This is a genomic window from Paucibacter sediminis (assembly GCF_030254645.1).
GTDB lineage: Bacteria > Pseudomonadota > Gammaproteobacteria > Burkholderiales > Burkholderiaceae_C > Paucibacter_B > Paucibacter_B sediminis.
In genome coordinates this window covers 3539986-3566412 of sequence record NZ_CP116346.1, presented here as the reverse complement: position 1 = coordinate 3566412, position 26427 = coordinate 3539986, and the positions used below count along the sequence as shown (strand labels likewise).

At 68.2% G+C, this 26427-nt stretch carries 26 protein-coding genes; 8 read left to right on the top strand and 18 right to left on the bottom strand.

Features of this window, described 5'->3' with window-relative positions; all coding sequences use genetic code 11:
• Positions 1-83 precede the first annotated feature (83 nt).
• The gene (gene glk, locus PFX98_RS16555; protein WP_285231588.1) at positions 84-1091 is read right to left on the bottom strand and encodes a glucokinase; all 1008 of its coding nucleotides are present in this window, start codon (positions 1089-1091) and stop codon (positions 84-86) included.
• Between the two features lie 348 nt (positions 1092-1439).
• Here glk and PFX98_RS16550 point away from each other — a divergent pair, with 348 nt between their 5' ends.
• Positions 1440-3353, top strand: coding sequence for a glucokinase (locus tag PFX98_RS16550; protein WP_285231587.1), 1914 nt, complete (start codon positions 1440-1442; stop codon positions 3351-3353).
• A 93-nt stretch (positions 3354-3446) separates the two neighbouring features.
• Entirely contained in the window at positions 3447-4019 is a 573-nt protein-coding gene (locus PFX98_RS16545) for a GGDEF domain-containing protein (protein ID WP_285231586.1), read from the top strand.
• 3 nt (positions 4020-4022) lie between these two features.
• On the opposite strand, the gene PFX98_RS16540 is transcribed toward PFX98_RS16545, so the two are convergent.
• The 4 genes from PFX98_RS16540 to PFX98_RS16525 all read right to left on the bottom strand — a co-directional run bounded on the left by PFX98_RS16540 (position 4023) and on the right by PFX98_RS16525 (position 7380).
• On the bottom strand, positions 4023-4721 hold the full coding sequence (locus PFX98_RS16540) for a GNAT family N-acetyltransferase (protein ID WP_285231585.1): 699 nt from the start codon (positions 4719-4721) through the stop codon (positions 4023-4025).
• The gene (locus PFX98_RS16535) at positions 4718-5242 is read right to left on the bottom strand and encodes a MarR family winged helix-turn-helix transcriptional regulator (RefSeq protein WP_285231584.1); all 525 of its coding nucleotides are present in this window, start codon (positions 5240-5242) and stop codon (positions 4718-4720) included. Before PFX98_RS16535 ends, PFX98_RS16540 begins: the two co-directional genes overlap by 4 nt.
• Positions 5243-5328: 86 nt before the next feature.
• Positions 5329-6192, bottom strand: a complete 864-nt coding sequence (locus tag PFX98_RS16530; RefSeq protein WP_285231583.1) for a Rossmann-like and DUF2520 domain-containing protein — start codon at positions 6190-6192, stop codon at positions 5329-5331.
• A gap of 9 nt (positions 6193-6201) precedes the next feature.
• On the bottom strand, positions 6202-7380 hold the full coding sequence (locus PFX98_RS16525) for an acyl-CoA dehydrogenase (protein ID WP_285231582.1): 1179 nt from the start codon (positions 7378-7380) through the stop codon (positions 6202-6204).
• Positions 7381-7506: 126 nt separating this feature from the next.
• Here PFX98_RS16525 and PFX98_RS16520 point away from each other — a divergent pair, with 126 nt between their 5' ends.
• Positions 7507-8418 carry a LysR family transcriptional regulator gene (locus PFX98_RS16520; protein ID WP_285231581.1) on the top strand — a complete coding sequence of 304 codons (912 nt, stop codon included), beginning with the start codon at positions 7507-7509 and terminating at the stop codon, positions 8416-8418.
• Between the two features lie 57 nt (positions 8419-8475).
• Positions 8476-8772 carry a cupin domain-containing protein gene (locus PFX98_RS16515; protein WP_285231580.1) on the top strand — a complete coding sequence of 99 codons (297 nt, stop codon included), beginning with the start codon at positions 8476-8478 and terminating at the stop codon, positions 8770-8772.
• A 49-nt stretch (positions 8773-8821) separates the two neighbouring features.
• On the opposite strand, the gene PFX98_RS16510 is transcribed toward PFX98_RS16515, so the two are convergent.
• The 13 genes from PFX98_RS16510 to PFX98_RS16450 are packed head-to-tail and all read right to left on the bottom strand — an operon-like array spanning position 8822 to position 21555.
• Positions 8822-9253, bottom strand: coding sequence for a RidA family protein (locus tag PFX98_RS16510; RefSeq protein WP_285231579.1), 432 nt, complete (start codon positions 9251-9253; stop codon positions 8822-8824).
• Positions 9250-9672: an acyl-CoA thioesterase gene (locus tag PFX98_RS16505; RefSeq protein WP_285231578.1), complete on the bottom strand. Its 423-nt coding sequence runs from the start codon at positions 9670-9672 to the stop codon at positions 9250-9252. The genes PFX98_RS16510 and PFX98_RS16505 overlap by 4 nt, the downstream gene beginning before the upstream one ends.
• Positions 9673-9674: 2 nt before the next feature.
• Positions 9675-10385, bottom strand: a complete 711-nt coding sequence (locus PFX98_RS16500; protein ID WP_425334617.1) for an ABC transporter ATP-binding protein — start codon at positions 10383-10385, stop codon at positions 9675-9677.
• On the bottom strand, positions 10382-11137 hold the full coding sequence (locus tag PFX98_RS16495; protein WP_285231577.1) for an ABC transporter ATP-binding protein: 756 nt from the start codon (positions 11135-11137) through the stop codon (positions 10382-10384). Before PFX98_RS16495 ends, PFX98_RS16500 begins: the two co-directional genes overlap by 4 nt.
• Positions 11130-12098 (bottom strand): branched-chain amino acid ABC transporter permease, encoded by a 969-nt coding sequence (locus PFX98_RS16490; protein ID WP_425334616.1) that lies wholly within the window; start codon positions 12096-12098, stop codon positions 11130-11132. Before PFX98_RS16490 ends, PFX98_RS16495 begins: the two co-directional genes overlap by 8 nt.
• A 12-nt stretch (positions 12099-12110) precedes the next feature.
• Positions 12111-13031, bottom strand: a complete 921-nt coding sequence (locus tag PFX98_RS16485) for a branched-chain amino acid ABC transporter permease (protein WP_285231575.1) — start codon at positions 13029-13031, stop codon at positions 12111-12113.
• Positions 13032-13051: 20 nt separating this feature from the next.
• On the bottom strand, positions 13052-14233 hold the full coding sequence (locus tag PFX98_RS16480) for an ABC transporter substrate-binding protein (protein ID WP_425334615.1): 1182 nt from the start codon (positions 14231-14233) through the stop codon (positions 13052-13054).
• A gap of 19 nt (positions 14234-14252) precedes the next feature.
• A complete protein-coding gene (locus PFX98_RS16475) occupies positions 14253-15869 on the bottom strand; it encodes an AMP-binding protein (protein ID WP_285231574.1) in 1617 nt (538 codons plus the stop codon).
• Positions 15870-15880: 11 nt separating this feature from the next.
• Positions 15881-17041, bottom strand: a complete 1161-nt coding sequence (locus PFX98_RS16470) for an acyl-CoA dehydrogenase family protein (protein WP_285231573.1) — start codon at positions 17039-17041, stop codon at positions 15881-15883.
• Positions 17042-17043: 2 nt separating this feature from the next.
• Positions 17044-17895, bottom strand: coding sequence for an enoyl-CoA hydratase family protein (locus tag PFX98_RS16465; protein WP_285231572.1), 852 nt, complete (start codon positions 17893-17895; stop codon positions 17044-17046).
• Positions 17892-18458: a MarR family winged helix-turn-helix transcriptional regulator gene (locus tag PFX98_RS16460; protein WP_285231571.1), complete on the bottom strand. Its 567-nt coding sequence runs from the start codon at positions 18456-18458 to the stop codon at positions 17892-17894. The genes PFX98_RS16465 and PFX98_RS16460 overlap by 4 nt, the downstream gene beginning before the upstream one ends.
• Positions 18455-19228 carry an SDR family NAD(P)-dependent oxidoreductase gene (locus tag PFX98_RS16455; RefSeq protein WP_285231570.1) on the bottom strand — a complete coding sequence of 258 codons (774 nt, stop codon included), beginning with the start codon at positions 19226-19228 and terminating at the stop codon, positions 18455-18457. Before PFX98_RS16455 ends, PFX98_RS16460 begins: the two co-directional genes overlap by 4 nt.
• Positions 19225-21555 (bottom strand): bifunctional salicylyl-CoA 5-hydroxylase/oxidoreductase, encoded by a 2331-nt coding sequence (locus PFX98_RS16450; RefSeq protein ID WP_285231569.1) that lies wholly within the window; start codon positions 21553-21555, stop codon positions 19225-19227. The genes PFX98_RS16455 and PFX98_RS16450 overlap by 4 nt, the downstream gene beginning before the upstream one ends.
• A gap of 219 nt (positions 21556-21774) precedes the next feature.
• Between PFX98_RS16450 and kynB the strand changes: the two genes are divergently transcribed.
• The 4 genes from kynB to PFX98_RS16430 all read left to right on the top strand — a co-directional run bounded on the left by kynB (position 21775) and on the right by PFX98_RS16430 (position 26394).
• Complete coding sequence (gene kynB / locus PFX98_RS16445; protein WP_285231568.1) at positions 21775-22404, top strand: arylformamidase; 630 nt, start codon at positions 21775-21777, stop codon at positions 22402-22404.
• 13 nt (positions 22405-22417) lie between these two features.
• Entirely contained in the window at positions 22418-23716 is a 1299-nt protein-coding gene (kynU, locus tag PFX98_RS16440) for a kynureninase (protein ID WP_285231567.1), read from the top strand.
• The gene (kynA, locus tag PFX98_RS16435; protein ID WP_285231566.1) at positions 23713-24564 is read left to right on the top strand and encodes a tryptophan 2,3-dioxygenase; all 852 of its coding nucleotides are present in this window, start codon (positions 23713-23715) and stop codon (positions 24562-24564) included. Before kynU ends, kynA begins: the two co-directional genes overlap by 4 nt.
• A 90-nt stretch (positions 24565-24654) precedes the next feature.
• Positions 24655-26394: a right-handed parallel beta-helix repeat-containing protein gene (locus PFX98_RS16430; protein WP_285231565.1), complete on the top strand. Its 1740-nt coding sequence runs from the start codon at positions 24655-24657 to the stop codon at positions 26392-26394.
• Positions 26395-26427 lie beyond the last annotated feature (33 nt).

Here is a 26427-nt window from a genome sequence, read left to right as displayed (position 1 = left end):
GGCATCCAGAAACAGGTTTACGCGGTGTCGCATTTGTACTTTGACTACATTCACAAATTGATCGACACCGATGCAGCGGGCGATCACGCCTCCAATTGCTCGATCGCCAAGGCGGCACCACCCAGGGCCGCCAGGGTGTCGGTGATCAAGGCGCTGGGGATGCCGCGCAGATAAGGCTCAAACCGCCCCTTGGCCTCGAAGCGCCGACGGAACTCGGAGCAGAAGAAGCGTTCACCCAGGCGCGGCACGATGCCGCCGCCGATGTAGACGCCGCCGCGCGCACCGAGCGTGAGCGCCACATTGCCGGCAAAGCCACCCAGGAAGGCGCAGAACTGGTCCAGCGTGCGCGTGCACAACTCGTCCTGCTCCGCCACGCCGCGCTCCACGATCAACTCCGGGCTCAGCGCCTGCAGCGGCGCGCCCCCGAGCAGGCGCGCCATCGCACCGTGCAGCAGCGGCAGACCGATGCCCGACAGCAGGCGCTCGGCCGACACATGCACATGGTCCTCGCGCACCAGCGCCAGCAACTCACTCTCGAAGTTATTGGTGGCGGCCAGCGTGGCATGTCCGCCCTCCCCCGGCAGCGCCACCCAGCCATGCGCCGTCTGCACCACGCCGGCAACACCGAGCCCGGTGCCCGGGCCGATCACCGCCAGGCAGCCGCTCGGCAGGGGCAGCTCACCATGGGCGCGCAATTGCGCCGCGCGCAGGCGCGGCAGCGACAGCGCCAGCGCCTCAAAATCATTCAAGACCAGCAAGGCCTCCAACCCCAGCTCCGCCTGCAGCTGCTGGCGCGAGAACGCCCAATGGCTGTTGGTGAAATCGACCTGGTCGCCGGTGACGGCGGTGGCCACGGCCAGTGCGGCGCGGCGCGGCCGCGCCTCCGGCACCCGACCCGCAAGGCCGGCCAGATAGACGCGCGCCGCCTCCGCCAGGCCGCGATGCGCCGGCACCGACAGGGCCTGCACATGCTGCACCCCCGAATCCGGGCCGGCCACCCAACCAAAGCGGGCATTGGTGCCACCCACATCGGCCACCAACCAGGGATAGGCCTCCGCGCTCGGGCTTGCGTTGTTCGACAAATGGGGCACGGTCATCAATTCCAGCGGCGTCTTGTGTACGGCCCGAAAGGTAGCAAAACTACATCACCAACACAAGAGCCGAAGCACCAGCCGAGCCCGAAGCGGCCCCATCTCGCGGGTTTTCACTGAAGAAATGCCCGTTATTGCCAAAGGAATGCCGAAAATTCGCCGCCCACGCCACCCGCTTGCATTGAAGTCGACTTGTAGTCACACTACATTTCATCTCCGGAGAGTGCTCAGGCCGGGCCCTGGGGCGAACCCTTTCGGCAGCCCGGACGGGCGCGGCCATAATCACGCGCTCATGGCCCAGCGCCATTTGCCCTCGCACGCCCCAGCCCGCGCATCACACATTCATTCATGCTTGATTTCGACAGCCCCCGGCTGATCGCCGACATCGGCGGCACCTATGCCCGCTTCGCGCTGGAGACGGCGCCGGGCGAGTTCGGTCATATCTCTTCGCTGCGCTGCGCTGACCACGCCGACTTCCACGCCGCGGTGAGCGCCTACCTGGGCAGCCTGCCGGCGGTGCAGATCGCGCATGCCGCCATCGCCATCGCCAACCCGGTGGAGGGCGACCAGGTGCGCATGACCAACTACCACTGGGAGTTCTCGATCGAGGACATGCGCCAGCGCCTTGGCCTGGACACCCTGGTGGTGGTGAACGACTTCACCGCGCTGGCGATGGCGCTGCCACGCCTGCGTGGCAGCGAGCTGCGCCAGGTGGGCAGCGGCGAGGCGCGCGCCAACAGCGTGATCGGCATTCTGGGCTCGGGCTCGGGCCTGGGCGTGTCGGGCCTGATCCCGGCCGGCGATGGCTGGATCGCGCTGGGCACCGAGGGCGGTCACACCAGCTTCTCGCCGCGCGACGAGCGCGAGATTGCGCTGCTGCGCCATGCCTGGAAGGAGTTCGAGCATGTCTCGTTCGAGCGCCTGCTCTCCGGCCCCGGCCTGGAGCTGATGTACCGCGCCATGGCCGACTACCTGAAGGCGCCCGCGCTGGAGCTGCATGCGCCCGACATCACCCAGCGCGCGCTGGAGGCCAGCGACCCGGTGTGCGTGCAGACCCTGGAGCTGTTCTGCGCCCTGCTGGGCACGGCCGCGGCCAACCTGGCGGTGACGCTGGGCGCCTTGGGCGGCATCTACATCGGCGGCGGCATCGTGCCGCGCCTGGGCGAGTATTTCGACCGTTCGCAGTTCCGCGCCCGCTTCGAGCAGAAGGGCCGCTTCAGCAGCTATGTGGCGGCGATCCCGACCTTCGTGATCACCGCCGAGCATGCCACCTTCAAGGGCGCCTCGGCGATCCTGGAGGCGCAGCTGCGCAGCCTCGAGCACTCGCCGGGCTCGGCCATCCTGGAGCAGATCCGGCGCGCCCGCAGCGAGCTCTCGCCCGCCGAGCTGCGCGTGGCCGAGCATGTGCTGGCGCATCCGCGCAAGGCGCTCAACGACCCGATCGCCGAGATCGCCAAGGCCGCAGCGGTGAGCCAGCCCACGGTGATCCGCTTCTGCCGCTCGCTGGGTTGCGAGGGTCTGTCGGACTTCAAGCTGCGCCTGGCCTCGGGCCTCACCGGCACGGTGCCGGTCACGCACACCCAGGTCACCAACGACGACAGCATGATCGAGCTGGGCGCCAAGGTGCTGGGCAATACCGCCTCGGCGATCCTGCAGGTGCGCAGCCAGCTGAACCGCGACATGATCGATCGCGCCATCGAGCTGCTGGTGCATGCGCCGCGCGTGGAGTTCTTCGCCGTCGGCCACTACGGCGTGGTGGCGCAGGATGCGCAGTTCAAGTTCCTGCGCTTCGGCATTTCCAGCGGCGCCTACACCGATCCGCGCCTCCAGCTGCTGGCGGCGCAGACGCTCAAGCCCAACGATGTGGCGGTCATCATCAGCAGCAGCGGCAAGCTGCCCGAGCTGATGGCGGTGGCCGAGGCGGCGCGCGAGCGCGGCGCCGCCATCCTGGCCATCACCGCCAGCCAGTCGCCGCTGGCGCGCAAGGCCGATGCGGCCCTGATCGTCGACCATGTGGAGGACGTCTCCACCCACCTGCCCATGGTCAGCCGCATCCTGCACCTGCTGGTGATCGACATCCTCACCGTGGGCGTGGCGATGCGCCGCAGCCCCGACGGCGTGGGCCTGCTGACCGGCTCGGCACAGGAAGACCTGGACGAGCAGGACCCGGCCACCGCGCCCAGCCCGCAACGGGCGCGCCGCGCCGCGCCCGGCATCAGCCTGGCGTCACCGCTGGCCAAGCTGACCTCGCACAGCCGCTGAAACATTGACCTGTCGCAAGCCCCAGGGTTTTGGAGCATGGGGAAGGCCTGCGCGCCTCACTAGCATGGCTCATCGATCCCCTTGGAGTTTGTGATGCCCTCGACCCTGGCCTTGGATGAAGTTCTGACGACACTGCCCGACCGCAAGGCCATGCTGGAACAACTGGAGCAAGCCGCCACGCAAGCGCGCAGCAGCGGCAAGGTGCTCTCCCTGCTGACCCTGGACCTGGACCATTTCAAGGCCTACCAGGACAGCCAGGGCGCCGATGCCGCGCAAGCCGTGCTGCTGAAGCTGGCCGACACGCTGAGCGGCGCCATCCCCGCGGGCGCGCAGCTAAGCCATCTGGGTGGCGATGAATTCGTGGTGCTGCTGCCCGGCCATGATGTGCTCGCCGCCTCGGCCGTGGCCGAGCAATTGCGCGCCGCGGTGGAAGCCGCGTTCGCCGGCACCGAGGGCCCGGCCCGCCTCACCATCACCCTGGGCGTGGCCGCCAGCCCGGCCGGCAAGGACTGGAGCGCACGCAGCCTGCTCTCGCTGGCCGATGCGCGCATGACCTTTGCCAAGAAGCGCCTGCTGCCGCACCACAACCTGGTGTGGGCCGGCACCCTGCCCTCCGACTGGTACACGCGCCTGGACGTGCAGGCGGGGGTCTGGCCCAGCGTTTGAGCCTCAGTCGGCCCGCTGCAGCACCGCCACATTGACCTCGGCGCGCTGCACGAAGCCCAGGCCTTCGTAGAGGGCGATCGCGGCCCGGTTGCTCGCCCAGGCGTGCAGAAAGGCCTGCTCGCCGCGCTGCTGGATGGCCGCCGTCACGGCCGCCGACAGGCGCCGTGCCAGACCGCGGCCGCGGAAGTCCGGGTGGGTGCAGACCCCGCTCAGCTCGGTGGCGCCGGGAAAGCGCATGCGCTCGCCGGCCATGGCCGCGAGGCGGCCGCCGATGCGCACGCCCACAAAGCGGCCCATGCGGTGGGTGCGCGCCAGAAAGGGCCCGGGCTCGGTCAGGCGCGCCAGCGCCAGCATCTCGGCGGCATCGGCATCGCCGAGTTCGACGATGGCCGCATCGTCACCGGCGCCATCCGGCGGCGCGACGGCGCGGCCGGCCAACATCTGCACGCCGCTGGCCTCGCGCAAGGCCACCAGGCCGTCCGGCACGCGGATGGCGGGCACCTGCAGCACATAGACGGTGTCGCCCGCCCCCACCAGCTCGCGCAGCGCCGCCAGGCTGGCTGCGCTGTCATCGCGCGCCGAGGCGAACAGGTTGACGTCGCGCTGGAAGCGCAGCGCCAGATCGCCGCCTTCGGCCCAATGCGGCGCCTGCCTGAGCGTGGCCCAGACGGGCCGATCGAGATCCTCGGTGTTCATCATCATGCTGGCGCCCTCCCGCGGCGCTGCGCCCGTGCGGGCGTGGATAAGGGGATGCCAGCGCGCTGCTGCAGCGGCGCCTCGCTGAGCGCGGCCTCCAGGCCCGCCAGTTGCTCCAGCAGGCTGCCCCGCAGGCTCGCGCAGGCCTGCGCCACCGCCGCCTCGATGGCCGGCCAGACCTCGGCCTGGGCGCGCTGCACCAGCTGCTGCCCCTTGCGGCTGAGCCGCACGTGACGCATGCGCAGATCGCCCTCGACGCCGGCCGACCGCACCAGGCCCTCGGCTTCGAGCCCGCGCAGCGAGCGGCTGACCACCGGCTGGCTGACGCCCACCGCCTGGCCCAGCTCGCCGACCCCCAAGGGGCCCAGCCGGTCCAGCGCGGCCAGCAAGGGAAAGTGGGAGGCCGGCATGTCCATGCCCGCCGCCGCCAGCAGCGCCTGCGCCTGCGCCTGCAGCTGATCACCGATGCGCTTGAAGCGCGTGCCCAGGCTCAGATGGCCGAGTTCCTTGACGATGTCCTGCACCATGGTTCACTTCGCATAGCTCGATATATATCATGCTATGCATTTGGGCAATATTCGTCAAGCCGCGACGGGCACGGAGTAATCCTGGATCAATCGTCGATCAGGCGGGCCAGCGCGGCCTGCTGCGCGGCACTCAGGCGCCCGGCCTGCGCCGCCAGCAGCAGCTGGCGCCGCGACAGTTCGCGGTAGAAGGCCGCATGCGCCGGGCCCATGGCCTGCAGTGCCTGCAGATGGCCGGCCACCACGGCGGCGTCACCGCGCGAGATCGGGCCCGAAAGCGCCCCCGCCAGGCCGCGCTGCTGGGCCGCCGCCAAGGTGCCGCGCGAGAGCGGCAGCAAGGCCTCCAGCGCCTGCTCGGCCGGCAGGCCGGCCGCGGCCCAGACCTGGCAGGCCTCGTCCAACATCGAGAGCAGAAAGCTGGCCGCCAGATTTGCCGCCGCGTGGTAGGCCGCGCGGCTACCCGGCGGGAGCGCAAAGGGTTTCATGCCTATGTCATGGGCGAGCCGATGCAGCAGCGCCTGCAAGCCTGCCTCGGCCTCGATGGCCACGCTGGTGCCGGCCAGCAGCGCGCGCGCGGTCTCAGGGTCGGAAAAGATCTGCAGCGGGTGAAAGCCACCCACCAGCGCGCCGGCGGCACGCGCCGCGTCGAGTGCGTCCAGCGCGGTGGCGCCGCTGCAATGCAGCACCATCTGGCCGCGCCGCCAGGGCAAGGCGGCCACCGTGCCGGCAATCGCGTCGTCGGGCGTGGTGATGAAGACCAGCTCGGCCGTGGCCACCGCCTGCGCCATCGGCAGGGCCTGGCAATCGGGCAGGCGCGCGGCCAGCGCGAGCGCGCTCTCGTTGCGCCGGCTGCCCACCGCCAACACCGGCCAGCCCGCCGCCGCAAGCGCCGGTGCCAGGCTTTGCGCCAGGCGGCCGGCACCGATGAAGGCGATGCCAGGGCGGTGCTGCATGGCCTCGCCTTAGAAGGCCGCGATGCCCGTCATCGCGCGGCCCAGGATCAGCGCATGGATGTCGTGCGTGCCCTCGTAGGTGTTCACCACTTCCAGGTTCACCAAATGACGGGCGATGCCGAATTCGTCGCTGATGCCGTTGCCGCCCAGCATGTCGCGCGCGGTGCGGGCGATCTCCAGGCTCTTGCCACAGCTGTTGCGCTTCATGATGGAGGTGATCTCCACCGCCGCCGTGCCCTCGTCCTTCATGCGGCCCAGGCGCAGGCAGCCCTGCAGGCCCAGGGTGATCTCGGTCTGCATATCGGCCAGCTTCTTCTGCACCAGCTGGTTCGCGGCCAGGGGCTTGCCGAACTGCTTGCGGTCCAGCACGTACTGGCGCGCCTTGTGCCAGCAATCCTCGGCCGCGCCCAAGGCGCCCCAGGCGATGCCGTAGCGCGCGCTGTTCAGGCAGGTGAACGGGCCCTTCAGGCCGCGCACCTCGGGGAAGGCGTTCTCCTCGGGGCAGAACACCTCGTCCATGACGATCTCGCCGGTGATGGAGGCACGCAGGCCCACCTTGCCATGGATGGCCGGCGCGCTCAGGCCCTTGAAGCCCTTCTCCAGCACGAAGCCACGGATCGCACCTTCGTCGTCCTTGGCCCAGACCACGAAGACATCGGCCACCGGGCTGTTGGTGATCCACATCTTGCTGCCGGTGAGGCTGTAGCCGCCCGCCACCTTCTTGGCGCGCGTGATCATGGAGCCGGGGTCGGAGCCGTGGTTGGGTTCGGTCAGGCCGAAGCAGCCGATCCACTCGCCGCTGGCCAGTTTGGGCAGGTACTTCTGCTTGGTGGCCTCGTTGCCGAATTCATTGATGGGCACCATCACCAGCGAGCTCTGCACGCTCATCATCGAGCGGTAGCCCGAGTCCACGCGCTCGACCTCGCGGGCGATCAGGCCGTAAGCCACGTAGTTGAGCCCGGGGCCGCCGTACTCGGGCGCGATGGTGGGGCCCAGCAGGCCGATCGCACCCATCTCGCGGAAGATCTCCAGATCGGTGCGCTCGTGGCGGAAGGCCTCCAGCACGCGCGGTGCCAGGCGCTCCTGGCAATAGGCGGCGGCGGCGTCGCGCACCATGCGCTCATCGTCGCTGAGCTGCTCGTTCAGCAGCAGCGGGTCGTCCCAATGGAAGCTTGCCTTGGTGGCCATGATGTTGATCTCCTGTCGTATCTGCCATGCACCGGGATATTTCCCGTGCCCGTCTGGTCGGCAAGTATTCCCTGTGCGACGATTCGTGTCCAATACTCTCTAGCCATTCAACGATAGGCAACGAATATGGCCACCTCCGCCGCAGCCGCCGCCCTGTCCCGCGTGGAATTGCGCCATCTGCGCTACTTCCTGGCCCTCGCCGAGGAGCTGCATTTCGGGCGTGCGGCGCAGCGCCTAGCGATGTCGCAACCGCCGCTGTCGGTGGCGCTGCAGCAGCTGGAAGCGGCGGTGGGTGCGCGCCTGCTGGACCGCGACAGCAAGGGCGTGCGCCTGACACCCGCAGGCGAAAGCTTCCGCACCAGCGCCCAGGCCCTGCTGGGGCGCTTCGAGGATGCCTGCGCCCAAGCCCGCGAGGTGCAGGCCGGCGAGGTGGGTCGGCTGCGCCTGGGCTTCGTCGGCTCCACGCTCTTCCACGGCCTGCCGGACTGGCTGCAGGCCTTCCAGGCCTCGCACCCGCGCGTGGAGGTGGTGGTGATCGAGCTGAACTCGCAGGACCAGATCCAGGCCTTGCTGCAGGAGGAGCTGGATCTGGCCCTGCTGCACACCGACCGCCTGCCCCCGGCGCTGGCCTGCGAGGCGCTCTATGACGAACCCTTCCTGGCCTGCCTGCCCGAGACGCATGCGGCCGCGGCCAAGCGCCGCGTGGCGCTGGCCAGCCTCAGCGACCAGCCCTTCATCCTGTTCTCGCGCCGCGGCTCGCCGGACTATCACGCGCGCATCGTCGAGATGTGCCGCCAGCAGGGCTTCTACCCGCGCCTGCAGCACGAGGGCCGGCATTGGCTCTCCGTGGTGTCCCTGGTGGCGCGCGGCCTGGGCGTGTCCATCGTGCCGGCGGCGTTCCGCGAGGCCGGCATCCAGGGCGCGGTGTTCAAGCCCCTGGCCGAGACCATGGAGCGCAGCCGCGTGTTTGCGGCCTGGCGGCAGGACTCGGCGCCGGCGTTGCGCGAGGCGTTCCTGGCGGCGCGGCGCGGGGGCTGAGGGGGTGGCTGGCGCCGATCGCGGCTGCCCGCTATGCTGCTTGGATAGACTCATCGAATGAGCAAGACCAACCTTCTCCTCGAGTCCTCTTCGCTTCCCGACGCATGGCGCTCCCTCATCGTTGGCCAAGCGGCCAATGCAAACGTGAAGGTGCTCCGAATGGACGGCCAAACCTACCCCTACGAGACGCATGACTTCAACGAAGCCCTGCTGGTGCTGGACGGCCAAATGAATCTTGAGATCGACAGCCAAATTCTGCCGGTTCGCCAAGGCGAGGTCTTCATCGTTCCCGCCGGGCTTCCCCACGCCGTAGCCTCAGGCAGCCACGGCACTCTCGTCATCATTGACCAGTGACGCCTGACCCTTGCAGGGCTTGCGCCGCGTCAACAGCACGCGCCCGCCCTCACCTCACCACCGCCGTCACCTCGATCTCCACCTTGGCGCGGTCTTCCATCAGCGCCGCCACCTGCACCGCGCTCATCGCCACGCCATACTCGCGGCCCAGCACCTCGCGGTAGGCCTGGCCCACCTCGCGGCCGCGCGCCAGGTACTCGCGCTTGTCGATGACATACCAGGTCATGCGGCAGATGTGCTCGGGCCCGGCGCCGGCCTCGGCCAGCACGGCCTTGATGTTGACGAGGGTCTGGCGCACCTGCGCGATGAAGTCATCGCTCTCGAACTGGCATTGCGCATTCCAGCCAATCTGCCCGGCCACGAAGACCTGGCGACCGGTGGCGGCCACGCCGTTGGCATAGCCCTTGGGGGCGGCCCAGCCCGCGGGTTGCAGGATGGTCTTCTCGTTGCCGTTGCTGTTGCTGCTGTAAATACTGCTCATGGGGTCACTCCTTGCGCACGCTCAAGTGCGGCGCGCAGGTCATCGGGAAAGGGGATGGGCCGGTGGGTCGCCAGCGAGGTGCACACCAGCACCTGTTGAAAGGCCACACGCTCGCCGTCGCTACCGCTGAAGCGCACGTCCAGCGTCAGCGAGCTGCGGCCGAGTTTCACGATGGTGATGGCCTGGGTCAGCAGCTCGCCCATGCGGCTGACGCGCTTGAACTCGGTGTTCAGCTGCACGGTCGGCATGCCCACCCGGCGCGGCCCCAGCAGCTCGGCATAGTCGACGCCCAGGCCCAGCGTGAACCAGTCTTCCACGCAGGCATTGAGCATCTCGAAATAGCGCGGGTAGAAGACGATGCCGGCCGGGTCGCAATGGCCGAAGCGCACCAGTTCCTGTCGTTGGTAGCAGATGCTCATCGTCAGACTCCCAGGTAGCGCTGCCAGAGCGTGTGATCGGCATCGAGGGCCGCGGAGTCGCCGCTCCACACCAGCTGGCCGCGCTCGACGATGTGGTGCTGGTCGGCCAGCGCGATCAGGCGCTTCACATACTTGTCCACCACAAGAATCGTCTGGCCGGCCTCGCGCAGGGTGCGCAGGCAGCGCCAGATCTCCTCGCGTATCAGCGGCGCCAGGCCCTCGGTGGCCTCGTCCAGCACCAGCAGCTGCGGGTTGGTGATGAGGGCGCGGCCGATCGCGAGCATCTGCTGCTCGCCGCCGGAGAGCTGGTTGCCCATATGGGCGCTGCGCTCCTGCAGACGCGGGAACAGCGCATAGACGCGCTCCAGATCCCAGGGCTCGCGGGCCGCACAGCGGTTGCCGGCAAAGGCCTCGAGGTTCTCGCGCACGCTCAGATTGGGGAAGATCTGCCGGCCCTCGGGCACGATGGCCAGCCCCAGACGCGCAATGCGATCGGCGCTCCAGCCGGTCACGTCCGTGCCGGCAAAGCGGATGCGCCCGCCCCTGGGCGCGAGCCAGCCGGTCAGGCATTTCAGGAGGCTGCTCTTGCCCATGCCGTTGCGGCCCAGCAGCGTCACCACCTCGCCATGGCGGATGCGCAGATCAATGCCGAACAGCACCTGGCTGCTGCCATAGGCGGCCTCCAGGCCTTGGATCTCCAGCACGGCGCTCATACGTTCTCCATCTCGTCACCGAGGTAGGCCTTGCGCACCTCGGGATGCTCGCGGATCTCGTCCGGGCTGCCGGTGGCGATGACGCGGCCGAACACCAGGGTGGAGATGCGGTCGGCGAGCTTGAACACCGCCGCCATGTCGTGCTCCACCAGCAGCAGCGTGTGCTTCTCGCGCAGCAGCTGCAGCAACTCCACCATGCGCTCGGATTCATCCGGCCCCATGCCGGCCATGGGCTCGTCCAGCAGCAGCAGGCGCGGCTCGGCCGCCAGCGCCAGGCCCAGCTCCAGCTGGCGCTGCTCGCCATGGCCCAGGCTGCCGGCGGCACGGTCCAGCTGGGCGGTGAGGCCCACACGCTGGGCCAGGGCCTCGGCGCGCGCATGCGCCACATGGTCCTTGCGCGCCACGCGCCAGGCGCTGCGCTGGCCGCCCTGGCGTGCCAGCACCGCCAGCACCAGGTTGTCCAGCACGCTGAAGCGCTTGAAGATGCTGGTGATCTGGTAAGAGCGCACCAGGCCGGCGCGCACATGGGTGTCGACGCTGGCCAGGGTCAGGTTTTGCCCAGCAAACATCACCCGGCCGGCATCCGGGCGCAGCGCGCCGGAGATCTGGTGGATCAGCGTGGTCTTGCCGGCGCCGTTGGGGCCGATCAGCGCATGCACCTCGCCGCGGCGCACCTCGAAGCTGGCGTGGTCGGTGGCGGCCAGCGCGCCGAAGCGCTTCACCAGGCCCTGGACTTCCAGCAACTCAGCCATGGCGCACCGCCTTGCTTCTGCGCACCAGGCCGCTGAGGCCTTGCGGCGCAAACAGCACCACCGCCAGCAGCAGCAGGCCCAGCGCCATCTGCCAGTGCAGCGTGTAGCCGGACAGCAGCTCCTCCAGCAGCAGCAGCGCCGCCGCGCCGAGCGCGCCGCCCCACAGCGCCCCCGCGCCGCCGATGATGACCATGATCATCAGCTGGCCCGATTGCGACCAATGCATCAGGTGCGGCGTCACCAGCCCGTTCAGATTGGCCAGCAGCGCGCCCGCCAGCCCGGCGATGGCGCCGGCCAGCACGAAGGCCTGCCATTGCAGCGCAAACACGCGCGTGCCCACGGCCGCCATGCGCGTCTCGTTTTCCTTGATGCCTTGCAGCAGCCAGCCAAAGGGCGAATTCAGGAGGCGCTGCACGCCCGCCATCACCAGGGCGGCCAGCAGCAGCACGGTGAAGTAAAAGCTCTGGTCGTTCTTCAGGTCCAGGCCAAGCAGGGCCGAGCGCTGCGGCAGTGGCAGGCCGTCGTCGCCGCCATAGGCCTTCAGCGAGACCATCAGGTAATAGAACATCTGGGCAAAGGCCAGCGTGATCATGATGAAGTAGACGCCGCGCGTGCGCAGGCTGATGGCGCCGATCAGCGCCGCGGCGGCGGCGCTCGCCAGCATCGCCGCCGGCCAGGCGATCCAGGCGCTGCTCACGCCCGCATCCATCAAGATGCCCACCGTGTAGGCACCCAGGCCCACGAAGGCGGCGTGGCCAAAGCTGACCATGCCGCCAAAGCCCAGGATCAGATTCAGGCTGGTGGCGGCGATGGCAAAGATCAGCACGCGCGTGGCCACGCCGGTGTAGAACTCCCAGCCAAGGGCCGTGAGCACAAAGGGTAAGGCGGCCAGCGCCAGCAGCAGGGCCAGCGAGCCCCAGCGGCCGAGGCCCTTGTGATGCAAGGAAACGGAACTGCTCAAGGAACTCATGCATCAACCCCTGGCCGGGAACAGGCCCTGCGGTTTCCAGAACAGCACCGCCGCCATCAGCACATAGATCAGGATGGACGCCAGCGCCGGGCCCAGATTGGAGGCCACCTCGGGCGAGGCCAGCTGCCGCATCACGGCCGGCAGCAGGGTGCGGCTGAGCGTGTCCACCAGGCCCACCAGCAAGGCGCCCACCAGGGCACCGCGGATCGAGCCGATGCCACCGATCACGATCACCACGAAGGCGAGGATCAGGATGCTCTCGCCCATGCCCACCTGCACCGCCAGCAGCGGCCCCAGCAGCGCGCCGGCCAGCGCACACAGCGCCGCACCGAAGCCGAACACCAGGGTGAAGAGGCGCTTGATATTGACGCCCATGGCGGTGGCCATGGCGCGATTCGAGGCGCCGGCGCGCACCCACATGCCGATGCGGGTGCGCGTCACCAGCAGAAACAGCAGCAGCGCCACCGCCAGGCCCACGCCGATGATGAGCAGGCGGTAGGCCGGATACATCAGGCCGGGCAGCAGCTCCACCGGCCCCGAGAGCGCGGCCGGCGTGTTGAGCATCAGCGGCTGCTCGCCCCAGATCATGCGCACGCCCTCGTTGCTGATCAGGATCAGCGCAAAGGTGGCCAGCACCTGGCTGAGGTGGTCGCGCTGGTAGAGGCGGCGCAGCAGCGCCAGCTCCAGCAGCATGCCCAGCAGCGCGGTGCCGATCACCGCGGCCGCCACGGCCAGCACAAAAGACCCCGTCGCCAGCGCCGTGGCGGCGGCCAGATAGGCCCCCACCATGTACAGCGAGCCATGGGCCAGGTTGATCATGTCCATGATGCCGAACACGAGCGTGAGCCCGGCCGCCAGCAGGAACAGCATCAGCCCGAACTGCAGGCCGTTGAGGGCCTGCTCGGCAACGAGGATCCAGTCCATTTGCGCGCTTGCTCTTCAGCTCACTTCATCTTGCACGCTGAGGCATAGGCGTCGGCGTGGTTCGCGAAGATCTTGCCCAGGGTCTTGTTGGTGACACGGCCCTGCGCGTCTTTGCCGATCACGCGCAGGTAGTAGTCCTGGATCGGGTACTGGTTGTTGTTGAACTTGAAGGGGCCGCGCACCGACTCGAACTTGGCCGCCTTGAGCGCCTTCAGCACCGCGTCCTTGTCCTCGATCTTGCCCTTCACATCGCGCACCGCGGCATTGATCAGCAGCGCCGCGTCATAGCCCTGGCTGGCGTACAGCGAAGGCAGGCGGCCATAGTCCTTCTGGAAATCGGCCACGAACTTCTTGTTGGCGGCGTTGTCCATGTCGTGCGCCCAATGCGAGCTGTTGAACATGCCCAGCATGGGCTCGCCCACCGCCTTGATCACGTCCTCGTCGGCCGAGAAGCCGGGGCCGAACAGGGTGATGTCCCTGGACAGGCCGGCGCCGACGAACTGCTTGATGAAGTTGATGCCCATGCCGCCCGGCAGGAAGATGTACATCGCGTCGGGCTTGGCGGCGCGCGCTTGCGCCAGCTCGGCCGCATAGTCCAGCTGGCCCAGCTTGGTGTAGATCTCCTCGGCCACCACCGCATTCGGCCCCTTGTAGAAGCGCTTGAAGCCCGTGATGGCGTCCTTGCCCGCGGGATAGTTGGGCGCCAGCACCACCACCTTCTTGAAGCCCTTGTCCAGCACCGTCTTGCCCACCGCCTCGTGCAGGTTGTCGTTCTGCCAGGCCACGTTGAAGAAGAAGGGGTTGCACTGCTCGCCGGCGTACTGCGAGGGGCCGGCATTGGCGCTGATATAGGGCGTCTTGCTGTCGAACACGCCCTGGCCCACCGCCAGCATGATGTTGGAGAACACGATGCCGGTCATGAAGTCGACCTTGTCGCGCTTGATCAGGCGGTCGGTGGTCTGCTTGGCCACATCGGGGTTCTGCTGGTCGTCGGCGGTGATCACCTCGGCCGGCAGACCTCCCAGCTTGCCACCCTGGTGCTTGAGCGCCAGGTTGAAGCCGTCGCGGATGTCCACGCCCAGACCGGCGCCGGGGCCCGAGAGCGTGCTGAGCATGCCCACCTTGACCTTGTCGGCGGCATAAGTCGTTTGCTGAGCCGCAAGCAGCGCCAGTGCGGCGCAGAGCATCGTCCTCGTCTTCATTGTCTTTGTCTCCTGAGGGTCACATGGATTGCTTCAACTTGAAGCGCTGCAGCTTGCCCGTTTCGGTGCGCGGCAGGCTGGCGCGGAACTCTATCGCACGGGGGTATTTGTAGGGCGCCACCGTCGCCTTGACGAAGTCCTGCAGGGTCTTGACCATGGCCCCATCCTCCGCATGGCCGGGGCGCAGCACCACAAAGGCCTTGACGATCTGGCCGCGCTCCTCGTCGGCCACGCCGATCACGCCGCATTCGGCCACCGCCGGGTGCGCCAGCAGGGCCGCCTCCACCTCGGGGCCGGCGATGTTGTAGCCGCCGGAGATGATCATGTCGTCGGTGCGCGCCTGGTAGACGAAATAGCCGTCCGCGTCGATCAGATAGGCGTCGCCGGTGAGGTTCCAGCCCTTCATCACATAGCCGCGCTGGCGCTCGTCGGCCAGGTAGCGGCAGCCGGTGGGGCCCTTGACCGCCAGCTTGCCCACCTGGCCGGCCGGCAAGACCTGACCCTCGTCGCTCATCACGCAGGCCTGGTAGCCGGGCACGGGCTTGCCGGTGGCGCCGGGGCGGGCCTGCTCTTCCGTGTGCGAGATGAAGATGTGCAGCAGCTCGGTGGCGCCGATGCCGTCGATCATCTCGATGCCGGTGCTGTCCTTCCAGAGCTTGCGCGTGGCGGCCGGCAGGGCCTCGCCGGCGCTGACGCATTTGCGCAGGCTGGAGAGATCATGCTGTTTCACCTGGGCCGCCATGGCGCGGTAGGCGGTGGGCGCGGTGAAGCACACGGTCGCGCGGTACTGCGCGATGGCGGCCAGCAGCGCATCGGGCGCAGCCTTTTCCAGCAGCACCGTGGAAGCGCCCACGCTCATCGGGAACAGCACCAGGCCGCCGAGGCCGAAGGTGAAGGCCAGCGGCGGGCTGCCGATGAAGATGTCCGCCGCCACGGGCTTGAGCACATGCGGCGGCCAGCAGGCACAGATCGCCATCACGTCGCGATGGAAGTGCATGGTGCCCTTGGGCTGGCCGGTCGTGCCCGAGGTGAAGGCGATGATGCAGCAGTCGTCCGCCGCGGTGTCCACGTTCAGGAAGCTGGCCGGCTTGGCGGCGGCGCGCGCCTCGATGCCGTCGGCGGCGTCGCTCATATAGTGCGCCACCGACTTGAGGTCCGCGCATTGCGCCTGGGCCAGGTTCAGCTCCTCGGCCAGGCGCGCATCGCACAGCGCATGGCTGACCTGGGCCTTGTCTATCACCTGGGCCAGTTCCTTGGCGCGCAGCAGCGGCATGGTCGCCACCGCAATGGCACCGACCTTCATGATGGCGAACCAGCAGGCCGCCAGCATCGGCGTGTTGGCGCCGCGCAAGAGCACGCGGTTGCCGGGTTGCACACCCAGGTCCTGCACCAGCACATGGGCGATGCGGTTGGCCTGCGCCTGCAGATCGGCATAGCTCCAGCGCAGGCCCGGCGCCTGCATGCACAGACGCTCGCCCTGCCCTTCCCGCTCGACCCAGCGGTCCAGCAGCTCGGTGGCGCAATTCAGGCGCGCGGGGAACTGCAGCCCGGGGCCGTCGAAGATCAGCTCGGGCCACTGATCGGCTGGCGGCAGGTTGTCGCGGGCGAAGGTGTCGACATGTGCGGTATAGCTCATGGTGTTCTGCTCTAGCCGTTGTTCTTCAACAAGTCGCGTCCGATGATGAGCTGCTGGACCTCGCTGGCGCCCTCGTAGATGCGCAGCGCGCGGATCTCGCGGTAGAGCGACTCGACCATCTCGCCGCTCTTCACGCCGCGGCCGCCGAACAGCTGCACCGCGGCATCGATGACGCGCTGTGCGCCCTCGGTGGCCATCAGCTTGGCCATGGCGGCCTCGCGCGTCACGGTCTGGCCCTGGTCGCGCTGCCAGGCGGCGCGGTAGACCAGCAGCGCCGAGCTGTCCACCGTGCAGGCCATGTCGGCCAGCTTGGCCTGGGTGAGCGGCAGGTCGGCCAGCGTGGCGCCGAACATTTTTCTTTCCCTGGCCTGCTGCAGCCCCTCCTGCAGGGCGCGGCGCGCAAAGCCCAGCGAGGCCGCGGCCACCGAGGTGCGGAACACGTCCAGCGTGCGCATCGCCACCTTGAAGCCCTCGCCCGGCGCGCCAATCAGCTGGCTCTTGGCCACCCGGCAATTCGTGAACTTCAGGCGCGCCAGCGGATGCGGGGCGATCACTTCGATGCGCTCGGCGATCTCGAAGCCCGGCAGCCCGGCATCGACGATGAAGGCGCTGATCCCACGCGACCCCGCAGCTTCCCCCGTGCGGGCAAACAGCACGTAGAAGTCCGCGATGCCGCCGTTGGAGATCCAGGTCTTCTCGCCGTTCAGCACATAGGCATCGCCGTCCTCGACGGCGCTGCACTGCATCGCAGCCACATCCGAGCCCGCCTCGGGTTCGGAGAGCGCAAACGCGGCCAGCGCCTCGCCGCGCGCCACGCGCGGCAGATAGCGTTCACGCTGCGCGTCCGTGCCAGCCAGCGAGATCGCACCCGAGCCCAGGCCCTGCATCGCGAAGGCGAAGTCGGCCAGCCCGTTGTAGCGCGCCAGGGTCTCGCGCAAGAGGCAGATGGCGCGGGTGTCGATCACCTCGGCCGCGCCGCCCAGGGCCTGGCCGGCGATCGCATGCTTGAGCCAGCCGCCCTCGCCCAGGGTCTTGACCAGGGAACGGCATTCCGCATCGATGTCATGACCATGGCCGGCATGCAGATGGGCAGCACACCAGGCGTCGAGCTCACCGGCGAGTTGACGATGCTTGTCGTCGAAGAAGGGCCATTCAAGGTGTTTGAGATGCATGGTCAGTCTCCCTCGAATACAGGTTTCTGCTTCGCGACAAAGGCGTGATAGGCGCGCTGGAAATCCTGCGTCATCATGCAGACCGCCTGGGCCAGGGCCTCGGCCTCGATGGCGTCGTCCACGCTCATGGACCACTCCTGGTGCAGCATCTTCTTGGTCATGGCGTGGCCGAAGGTGGGGCCGCTGGCGATTTCCTGCGCCCATTGCAGGGCCGTGGCCTCCAAGGCCTCGGGCTCGGCCAGGCGGTTGTGGAACCCCCATTGGTAGGCTTCCTCGCCACCGAGCGAGCGGCCGGAGTAAAGCAGGTCCGAGGCGCGCCCCTGGCCGATGATGCGCGGCAGGATGGCGCAAGCGCCCATATCGCAGCCGGCCAGGCCGACGCGCGAGAACAGAAACGCTAGCTTGGAACGCGCCGTGCCCACGCGCAGGTCCGAGGCCATCGCCATGATGGCGCCGGCACCGGCACATACGCCGTCGATGGCCGCCACGATGGGCTGCGGGCAGGCCCGCATCGCCTTGACCAGATCGCCGGTCATGCGCGTGAAGGCCAGCAGGTCCGGCATGGTCATCTGGGTCAGCGGGCCGATGATCTCGTGCACGTCGCCACCCGAGCAGAAGTTGCCGCCCGCGCCCTGCACCACGATGGTCTTGACCTCGTCCACATAGCAGAGCACGCGGAACAGATCGCGCAGCTCGGCGTAGGACTCGAAGGTCAGGGGGTTCTTGCGCTCCGGGCGGTTCAGCGTAATCACGCCCACGCCGCCCTGCTGGCGCCAGAGGAAGTGCTCGGGCTGGTAGCCGGCGAGGCTGCGGCGGTTGCCGCCGGCCAGATGCGAATCGATGGCTCGGGTCATGATGATGCCTTCCTACTTTTTCTTGCTTCCTTGCGGGCCGGCTTCTTTATGTCCGCCGCGGGCGCGGCTTCCAGGCCGCCCAGGTGTTGCTTGAGGTCGGCCAGCAGGCCGTAGACCTGGGCCTTCTGCTCGGGCGCCCAGCCGCCCAGCAGCTCGATGATCCAGCCCTCGTGGGTGGCCGCCATCTTCTTGAACTGGCGCCGGCCGGCGGGCGTGAGCCTGACGCTGAAGGAGCGCCGGTCGCTGGGATGCGGCACGCGCAGCACCAGGCCTTCCGCCTCCAGCTGGTCGGTGATGCCGGTGATATTGCCGCCCGTGACCATCAGGCGCTGCGAGAGCTCGCGCATCGCCAGGCCGTCGGGGTGGCGCTCCAGCTGGGCCAGCAGGTCGAAGCGCGGCAGCGTGGTGGCGAAGTCCTGGCTCAGGCGCTTGCGGATCTGGCCCTCGATGCGGGTGGTGCAGGCCAGCAGGCGCAGCCAGAGCTTGAGCGCCTGGTGGTCATCGGCCACCACACGGGATTCCAGATCCGGCCCCAGGCCTTCGATGGCATCGATCAGATTCATGACCACTCCCCGCCACAGACGGCAATCGCCTGGCCCGTCATCGCGCTGGCGCCGCGCGAGGCCAGCCAGGCGACGGTGTGCGCCACCTCCTCGGGCTGCACCAGGCGACCCTGCGGATTGCCCGCGGCCAGCTCCTGGCGCGCCGCCTCGGCGCTGCGCCCGGTCTTGGCGACGATATTGGCCACCGCCTGCTCGACGATCTCGGTCTCGGTATAGCCGGGGCAGACGGCATTCACCGTCACGCCCTTCTTGGCCATTTCCAGCGCCAGCGCGCGCGTCAGGCCCAGCACCCCATGCTTGGCGGCGCAATAGGCCGCCACATAGGCATAGCCCTTCAGCGAAGCGGTGCTGGCCACATTGACGATGCGGCCGAAGCCGCGTTCGGCCATGCCCGCCACCACCTGCTGGGTGCACAAAAAGGTGCCGGTGAGGTTGACCTGCAGCATCTGCTGCCATTGCGCCAGGCTGGTCTTCACAAAGGGCGCGGTCTGGGCCTGGCCGGCGTTGTTGACGAGGATGTCGATGGCGCCGAAGTCCGCCACAGCGGCGGCAAACGCGGTCTGCACGCTGGCCTCATCAGCCACGTCGCAGCGCTGCTCGGCCACCGGGCCCTGCTCGGCGAGGCGGGCGCGCTGCGCCTGCAAGCGCGCCAAGTCACGCCCCATCAGGGTGACGCGGGCGCCGCGCAGCAGCAACTCGCGCGCCACCGCGGCACCGATGCCCGAGCCACCACCCGTGACCACCGCGTGCAGATCGTGCAACTCGCTCATGGCTGCGCCTTGGCCCGCGCAAACAGGCTTTCCATCTGCGGCTTGGCCGAGCGGTATTGCTTGGGCCAGCCCAGTTCGGTGAAGCCGATCTTGGCGGCCTCGGTGAGGGTCCAGGCCGGGTTCGCCAGGTGCGGGCGGGCCACCGCGCAGAGGTCGGCGCGGCCGGCGGCGATGATGGAGTTCACATGGTCGGCCTCGCTGATCGCGCCCACCGCGATGGTGGGGATGCCGGCCTCCTGGCGCACGCGGTCGGCGAACGGGGTCTGGAACATGCGGCCGAAGCTGATCTTTTCCTGCTTGCTGACCTGGCCCGAGGAGCAGTCGATCAGGTCCGCGCCCGCCGCCTTGAAGGCCTTGGCAATCAACACCGCGTCCGCCGGGGTGATGCCACCCTCCACCCAGTCGTGCGCCGAGATGCGCACCGACATCGGCAGCTGCGCCGGCCAGGCGGCGCGCACCGCGGCAAACACCTCGAGCGGATAGCGCAGGCGGTTCTCCAGGCTGCCGCCGTACTCGTCGCTGCGCTGGTTGGTGAGCGGCGAGATGAAGGATGAGAGCAGATAGCCGTGCGCGCAATGCAGCTCCAGCCAATCGAAACCGGCCGCGGCGGCGCGCTGCGTGGCGGCGACGAAGTCAGCCTTCACGCGGTCCATATCAGCGCGCGTCATGGCATGCGAGGTCTGGCTCACGCCCTCCAGGTATTGCTGGGGCGAGGCGCTGATCAGCGGCCAGTTCGGTTCCGTATCGGTCTCCAGCAGCGGCCGGTCGATGCCATCCCAGGCGCGCCGCGTCGAGCCCTTGGCGCCGGCGTGGCCCAGCTGGATGGCCATCTTGGCGTCGGAGTGGGTGTGGGCCCAGTCGACGATGCGCTTCCAGGCCGCGCCCTGCGCATCGGTCCACAGGCCCGGGCAGCCCGGGGTGATGCGGGCATCGGGGCTGACGCAGGTCATCTCCGCGAACACCAGGCCGGCGCCGCCCATGGCACGGGCGCCCAGATGCACCAGGTGGTAGTCGCCGGCAATGCCGTCCACCGCCGAGTACTGCGCCATCGGCGAAACCACGACGCGGTTCTTCAGCGTCACCGAGCGCAGCGTGTAGGGCGTGAACATCGGCGGCACGGCGGGCTGAGCCGGGTCGCGCTCGAGGCCGGCACGGGCGGCGAACCAGCGCTCATAGCCTTCCAGCCAGGCCTTGTCGCGCAGGCGCAGGTTCTCGTGGCTGATGCGCTGGCTGCGCGTCAGCATCGAGTACATGAACTGCTCGGGATCCAGCTGGTCGCAGTAGCGCAGGCCGCAGACCTCGAACCACTCCATCGCGTTCCAGGCCGCGTTCTGCAGGCGCAGGGTCTCGATGCGGCGCGCCGCCTGGTAGTCGGCCAGCACTTGCGGGATGTGGCCGGCCTCGTCGCCCTGCTCCTTGAACAGCCGCGTCAGCTCGATCGCATCCTCGATCGCCAGCTTGGTACCCGAGCCGATCGCGAAATGCGCCGTGTGCACCGCATCGCCCATCAGCACCACATGGCTGCCATGCCGGTTCTGCAGCGACCATTGCTCGCACACCACGCGCTGGAAGTTCAGCCAGGCCGAGCCGCGCAGATGGCGCGCATTGGTCATCAGCTTGGCGCCCTGCAGGTTCTTGGCGAAGAGCTGCTCGCAGAAGGCGATCGACTGCTCCTGGTCGGCCTGGTCCAGGCCATGGGCCAGCCAGACATGCTCGGGGCATTCGACGATGAAGGTGGTGGTCTGCTCGTCGAACTTGTAGACATGGGCCTGGAACCAGCCATGCTCGGTCTTCTCGAACAGGAAGTTGAAGGCGTCGTAGTTCTTGTGCGTGCCCAGCCAGATATAGCGGTTCGGGCGCGTCACGATGTCGGGCTTGAAGACCTCCGCGTAGCGGCCGCGGATGCGCGAGTTGATGCCGTCGCTGGCGATGATGAGGTCGGAGTCGGCGTAGTCCTCGTCGGACTGCGCGTCGCACTCGAACACCAACTTCACGCCCAGCGCCTCGCAGCGCGCCTGCAGGATGTTGAGCAGCTTCTTGCGGCCGATGCCGACGAAGCCATGGCCACCCGAGCGGATGGCGCGGCCCTTGAAGTGCAGCTCGATGTCGTCCCAGTGGTTGAAGGCCTCCTGGATCTCGGCGGCGGTCTCCGGGTCCCAGGCACGCATGTTCTCCATCGTGGCATCGGAGAACACCACGCCCCAGCCAAAGGTGTCGTAGGGCTTGTTGCGCTCCACCACGGTGATGTCATGCGCCGGATTGAGCTTCTTCATCAGCAGCCCGAAATAGAGGCCGGCCGGCCCTCCGCCTATGCAGGTGATGCGCATGATCGTGAACCTTGCCTAATGTTTACTGAGCCTGCGGCGAACTTTAGGCCTAGATCGTTTAGGTGTCAATTAAATAGAAAATGTGCCAGACTACGGACATTCCCGCGCTCGCACCCCGCTGCGAGCGGGACTTTCCAGGCAGCGCGTTTCCTGTTGGAATTAACCGACACCACGCCACCGGAAGCCTTGATAAGGTGCGCGCCGATCGAAGGAATCCCGATGAACAAGAGACTCTGGGACATCTCGCCGCTGGTGGCAGAGGATGCGCCCATCTTCCCCGGCGACGAGCCCTATGCGCTGCGCTGGACCGCGCGCCTCTCGCCTGACTGCCCGGTGAACCTCAGCGCCATCACCATGTCGCCCCATGTGGGCGCGCATGCCGATGCGCCGCTGCACTATGCCGATGGCGTGGCCTCGGCCGCCGAGGTGGACCTGCAGGCCTATCTAGGCCCCTGCCGCGTCATCCACGCGATCGGCTGCGGCCCGCTGATCCGCATCGAAGATCTGCAGCATGCGGCGAGCGCGCCCTTACCCGAGCGCGTGCTGGTGCGCTGCTGCGCGCGCGCCGACACCGTTTGGAACCCCGACTTCACGGCCTACGCGCCCGAGACGGTTGAGTGGCTGGCCGCGCACGGTGTCAAGCTGATCGGCCTGGACACGCCCTCGGTGGACCCGGCCAGCAGCAAAAGCCTGGCCAGCCATCAGCAGCTCTTGCGCCTGAACCTGCGCGTGCTCGAGAACCTCGTGCTCGACGAGGTGCCCGAGGGCGACTACGAACTCATCGCCCTGCCGCTCAAGCTGGCCGGGGCCTGTGCATCACCCGTGCGCGCGGTTTTGCGCGAACTCTGAAGGAGAACCCCACGTGACCACCCGACAAGACTGCGACGTCCGCGACGCCGAAGACCCCTTGCGCGAGCTGCGCCACCAGTTCGATCTGCCCGCCGGCGTGATCTATCTGGACGGCAATTCGCTCGGCGTGCTGCCGAAGACCGCGCTCGGCCGCGTGCAGCAGGTCATCACCCAGGAATGGGGCCACGACCTCATCAAGAGCTGGAACAGCGCCGGCTGGATCGACCTGCCGGCCCGCATCGGCAACAAGATCGCGCGCCTGGTGGGCGCCGATGCCGGCGAGCTGGTGGTGGCCGACTCCACCTCGCTGAACCTCTACAAGGTGCTCTCGGCGGCGCTGCGCATCAGCCGCGCCGACGCTCCGGCGCGCAAGCTGATCGTCTCCGAGCGCAGCAACTTCCCCACCGATCTCTACATCGCCGAGAGCCTGGCCCAGCAACATGGCCTGACGCTGAAGCTGGTGGACAGTGTGGACGAGATCCCCGCCACGCTGAACGGCGAGCTGGCGGTGCTGATGCTCACCGGCGTGAACTACCGCACCGGCTATCTGCACGACATGCAGGCCATCACCGCCGCGGCCCATGCCGCCGGCGCGCTGGTGATCTGGGACCTGGCCCACTCGGCCGGTGCCGTGCCGGTGGACCTCAAGGGCGCGGACGCCGACTTCGCCATCGGCTGCGGCTACAAGTACCTGAACGGCGGCCCCGGCGCGCCCGCCTTCGTGTGGGCGCATCCGCGCCATGCCGAGCGTTTCTGGCAGCCGCTGTCGGGCTGGATGGGCCACGCCGCGCCCTTCCAGTTCACGCCCAACTACCAACCCGCACCGGGCATCCAGCGCTATCTCTGCGGCACGCCGGCGGTGCTCTCGATGGCGGCGCTGGAGTGCGGCGTCGATACCCTGCTGGCCGCCGAAGCCATGGGTGGCATGCAGGCGCTGCGCCAGAAGTCCTTGGCCCTCACCGAGCTCTTCATCGAGCTGGTGGACGAGCGCTGCGCCAAGCTGGGCGTGCGCGTGGCCTCGCCGCGCCAGGCCGCCCAGCGCGGCAGCCAGGTCTGCCTGAGCCTGGCCGCACCGCTGGAGCAGGCCAGCTATGCGGTGGTGCAGGCCCTGATCGCGCGCGGCGTGATCGGTGACTTCCGCGCCGGCGACCCGGCCGATCTGCAAGCCATGCCGCACATCCTGCGCTTCGGCTTCACCCCGCTCTACATCGGCTACACCGAGGTCTACGACGCGGTGGAGCACCTCGTGCAAGTGCTGTCCACCCAGGAGTGGAAGCAGGAACAATTCAACCAGAAAGCCGCCGTCACATGAGCTGCCCGCACCACTCCACCGAAGCCATCGTCAAGGACGAGGGCGCCCAGCTCGACTTCTCCAAGGACATGAGCTACGGCGACTACCTCAAGCTCGACCAGGTGCTGACCGCCCAGCATCCGCTCTCGCCCGAACACAACGAGATGCTCTTCATCGTGCAGCACCAGACCTCGGAGCTGTGGATGAAGCTGATGCTGCACGAGCTGCACGCCGCCGTGGCCTGCGTGGCCGAGGAGCGCCTGCCCGAGGCCTTCAAGATGCTGGCGCGCGTCTCGCGCATCATGGAGCAGCTGGTGCACGCCTGGGACGTGCTGGCCACCATGACGCCGCCCGAGTACACCGCCATCCGGCCCTACCTCTCCAACAGCAGCGGCTTCCAGAGCTGGCAGTACCGCGAGATCGAGTTCATGCTCGGCAACAAGAATTCAGCCATGCTCAAGCCGCATGCGCACCGGCCGGATCTGCTGAACCAGGTGCAGGCCGCCTACCAGGCGCCCTCGCTCTACGACGTGGTGCTGCAGCTGCTGGCCAAGCGCGGCATCGCCGTGCCCGCCAGCCATCTGCAGCGCGACTGGACCGAGCCCTATGCCGCCAGCGAGGGCGTCAAGCAGGCCTGGCTGCAGGTCTACCGCGACCCGCAAGCGCATTGGGATCTCTACCAGATGGCCGAAGAGCTGGTGGACCTGGAAGACGCCTTCCGGCTCTGGCGCTTCCGCCATGTCACCACGGTGGAGCGCGTGATCGGCTTCAAGCGCGGCACCGGCGGCACCTCGGGCGTGGGCTATCTGCGCAAGATGCTGGACGTGGTGCTGTTCCCGGAACTGTGGGCGGTGCGCACGGAGCTGTGAGTACGGAACCGCCACGCCGGCAGGCGAGGGCCGGCGCGAACAAACCCCAATAATCGCGACTCGATCAACCAAGCCACCAGGCTCCGCCCCATGACCAAGCACCAAGCCGTCTTCAGCGGCCTCACGGCCCTGCTGCTCGTCCTCAGCCCCGCCGCGCATGCGGCCGAGTACATCGTGGCGCCGAACGGCAGCGACAGCAATCCGGGTACCTTGAGCGCGCCGCTCGCCACGCTCGGCAAGGCCCTCACCCTGGCCGGAGCGGGCGACACGGTCTACCTGCGTGGCGGCAATTACGGCCTGAGCAGCAGCATCAACGTCAGCAAGAGCGGGGCCAGCGGCAATCTGCTGAAAATCCACGCCTATCCCCGCGAGCGTCCGGTGCTGGACGCCGCTGCGATGAGCAGCACCGGCTACTACAGCGGCTGGCCTCTGGTGCTGAACAACGCCTCCTGGGTGCACCTGAAGGGACTGGAGATCACGAACGGGCCGATGGGCGGCCTCGTGATCCTCGGAGCCTCGCATCACAACCTGATCGAAGGCCTGGACGTGCACCACAACGGTCGGCTGGCGCAGTGGGAGGGCAAGGGCATCAGCCTGTACGGCAGCTCGGCGGACAACCTGCTGCTCAACAACGATTCGCACCACAACCGCGACCTGCAGGACAGCAATGCCGACGGCTTCCAGGTCAGCACCACCGGCGCCGGCAATGTGTTGCGGGGCAACCGCGCCTGGCGCAATTCGGACGACGGCTTCGACTTCTTCAACATCTTCGACAACAGTCTGGCCGCGCCCTTGACGCTGGAAGGCAACTGGGCCTTCGAGAACGGCTACCTGGAGAACGGAACGGCCAGCATCGGGGACGGCAACGGCTTCAAGCTGGGCGGGCGCCGCGCCAATACCAGCGGCAGTTCGGGCGGGCACACGCTGCGTTTCAATGTCTCCTGGGGCAATCGCAACAAGGGGTTTGACGAGAACGACGCGACCCAGCCGCTGACCCTGCACAGCAACACGGCCTATGCCAATGGCCGCTACGACTATGCGTTCTGGACCACCGCCCATGTGCTGCGCAACAACTTGGCGTACGCGGGTGCGCTTGGCGTTTCGGTGTGCTGTGGCGCGGCCGGCTCGGTGGTGGATCACAACAGCTGGACCCTGCCGGTGAGCGTGAACGCGGCCGACTTCCAGAGCCTTGTTGCCAGCAGCGCCACGGCTGCGCGTGCCGCCGATGGCAGTCTCCCGACCTCGGGCTTCCTGCGCCTGGCGGCCGGCAGTGACCTGGTGGACGCGGGTGTCAATGTGGGTCTGAGCTACCAGGGCTCGGCCCCGGATCTCGGCGCCTATGAGCAGGCCGTTGGCACGAGCGACACCAATCCGCCCAGCACCCCTAGCTCGCTGAGCGCGAGCGCGGATTCGGCCAGCGGCGTGCAGCTGGTCTGGATCGCTGCCACCGACAACGTCGGCGTCAGCGGCTATCGTGTGCTGCGCAATGGCGGTGTGGTGGGCAGCAGCAGCGCCATCAGCTTCCGGGATACCGGGCTGAGCGCGCGTACCACCTACAACTACCAGGTGCAGGCCCTTGACGCTGCGGGCAACGCCTCCGCCCTCAGCAGCACGGCCACGGCCACCACCTGGCGCTTCAGCCTGGGGCAGCGCGTCAAGCTCAGCGGCAAGACCACCGTCTACGCCAGCGTCGGTGGCAATGTCATCGGCAGTCAGGGCAAGGGCGCCTGGGGCGGCGTCACGGCCGGCCCGGTGTTCAGCGGCGGCGACGAATGGTGGCAGTTCGATTTCGACAGCGGCGTCGATGGCTGGCTGCGCTTTGCGCCCTGAGCCTTCGCGGCCTCCTCCAAAAAGGCGGCCGCG

Bases quoted from the DNA above. Each gene is read 5' to 3' on its own strand.
- PFX98_RS16430 (WP_285231565.1), top strand. From the start codon at position 24,655: ATGACCAAGCACCAAGCCGTCTTCAGCGGCCTCACGGCCCTGCTGCTC.
- PFX98_RS16550 (WP_285231587.1), top strand. From the start codon at position 1,440: ATGCTTGATTTCGACAGCCCCCGGCTGATCGCCGACATCGGCGGCACC.
- PFX98_RS16510 (WP_285231579.1), bottom strand. From the start codon at position 9,253: ATGAGCAGTATTTACAGCAGCAACAGCAACGGCAACGAGAAGACCATC.
- PFX98_RS16495 (WP_285231577.1), bottom strand. From the start codon at position 11,137: ATGGCTGAGTTGCTGGAAGTCCAGGGCCTGGTGAAGCGCTTCGGCGCG.
- PFX98_RS16515 (WP_285231580.1), top strand. From the start codon at position 8,476: ATGAGCAAGACCAACCTTCTCCTCGAGTCCTCTTCGCTTCCCGACGCA.
- kynB (WP_285231568.1), top strand. From the start codon at position 21,775: ATGAACAAGAGACTCTGGGACATCTCGCCGCTGGTGGCAGAGGATGCG.
- PFX98_RS16465 (WP_285231572.1), bottom strand. From the start codon at position 17,895: ATGACCCGAGCCATCGATTCGCATCTGGCCGGCGGCAACCGCCGCAGC.
- PFX98_RS16525 (WP_285231582.1), bottom strand. From the start codon at position 7,380: ATGGCCACCAAGGCAAGCTTCCATTGGGACGACCCGCTGCTGCTGAAC.
- PFX98_RS16540 (WP_285231585.1), bottom strand. From the start codon at position 4,721: ATGATGATGAACACCGAGGATCTCGATCGGCCCGTCTGGGCCACGCTC.
- PFX98_RS16535 (WP_285231584.1), bottom strand. From the start codon at position 5,242: ATGGTGCAGGACATCGTCAAGGAACTCGGCCATCTGAGCCTGGGCACG.
- PFX98_RS16505 (WP_285231578.1), bottom strand. From the start codon at position 9,672: ATGAGCATCTGCTACCAACGACAGGAACTGGTGCGCTTCGGCCATTGC.
- PFX98_RS16480 (WP_425334615.1), bottom strand. From the start codon at position 14,233: ATGAAGACGAGGACGATGCTCTGCGCCGCACTGGCGCTGCTTGCGGCT.
- PFX98_RS16455 (WP_285231570.1), bottom strand. From the start codon at position 19,228: ATGAGCGAGTTGCACGATCTGCACGCGGTGGTCACGGGTGGTGGCTCG.
- PFX98_RS16485 (WP_285231575.1), bottom strand. From the start codon at position 13,031: ATGGACTGGATCCTCGTTGCCGAGCAGGCCCTCAACGGCCTGCAGTTC.
- PFX98_RS16520 (WP_285231581.1), top strand. From the start codon at position 7,507: ATGGCCACCTCCGCCGCAGCCGCCGCCCTGTCCCGCGTGGAATTGCGC.
- PFX98_RS16475 (WP_285231574.1), bottom strand. From the start codon at position 15,869: ATGAGCTATACCGCACATGTCGACACCTTCGCCCGCGACAACCTGCCG.
- PFX98_RS16530 (WP_285231583.1), bottom strand. From the start codon at position 6,192: ATGCAGCACCGCCCTGGCATCGCCTTCATCGGTGCCGGCCGCCTGGCG.
- PFX98_RS16545 (WP_285231586.1), top strand. From the start codon at position 3,447: ATGCCCTCGACCCTGGCCTTGGATGAAGTTCTGACGACACTGCCCGAC.
- PFX98_RS16450 (WP_285231569.1), bottom strand. From the start codon at position 21,555: ATGCGCATCACCTGCATAGGCGGAGGGCCGGCCGGCCTCTATTTCGGG.
- PFX98_RS16500 (WP_425334617.1), bottom strand. From the start codon at position 10,385: ATGAGCGCCGTGCTGGAGATCCAAGGCCTGGAGGCCGCCTATGGCAGC.
- kynA (WP_285231566.1), top strand. From the start codon at position 23,713: ATGAGCTGCCCGCACCACTCCACCGAAGCCATCGTCAAGGACGAGGGC.
- PFX98_RS16460 (WP_285231571.1), bottom strand. From the start codon at position 18,458: ATGAATCTGATCGATGCCATCGAAGGCCTGGGGCCGGATCTGGAATCC.
- PFX98_RS16470 (WP_285231573.1), bottom strand. From the start codon at position 17,041: ATGCATCTCAAACACCTTGAATGGCCCTTCTTCGACGACAAGCATCGT.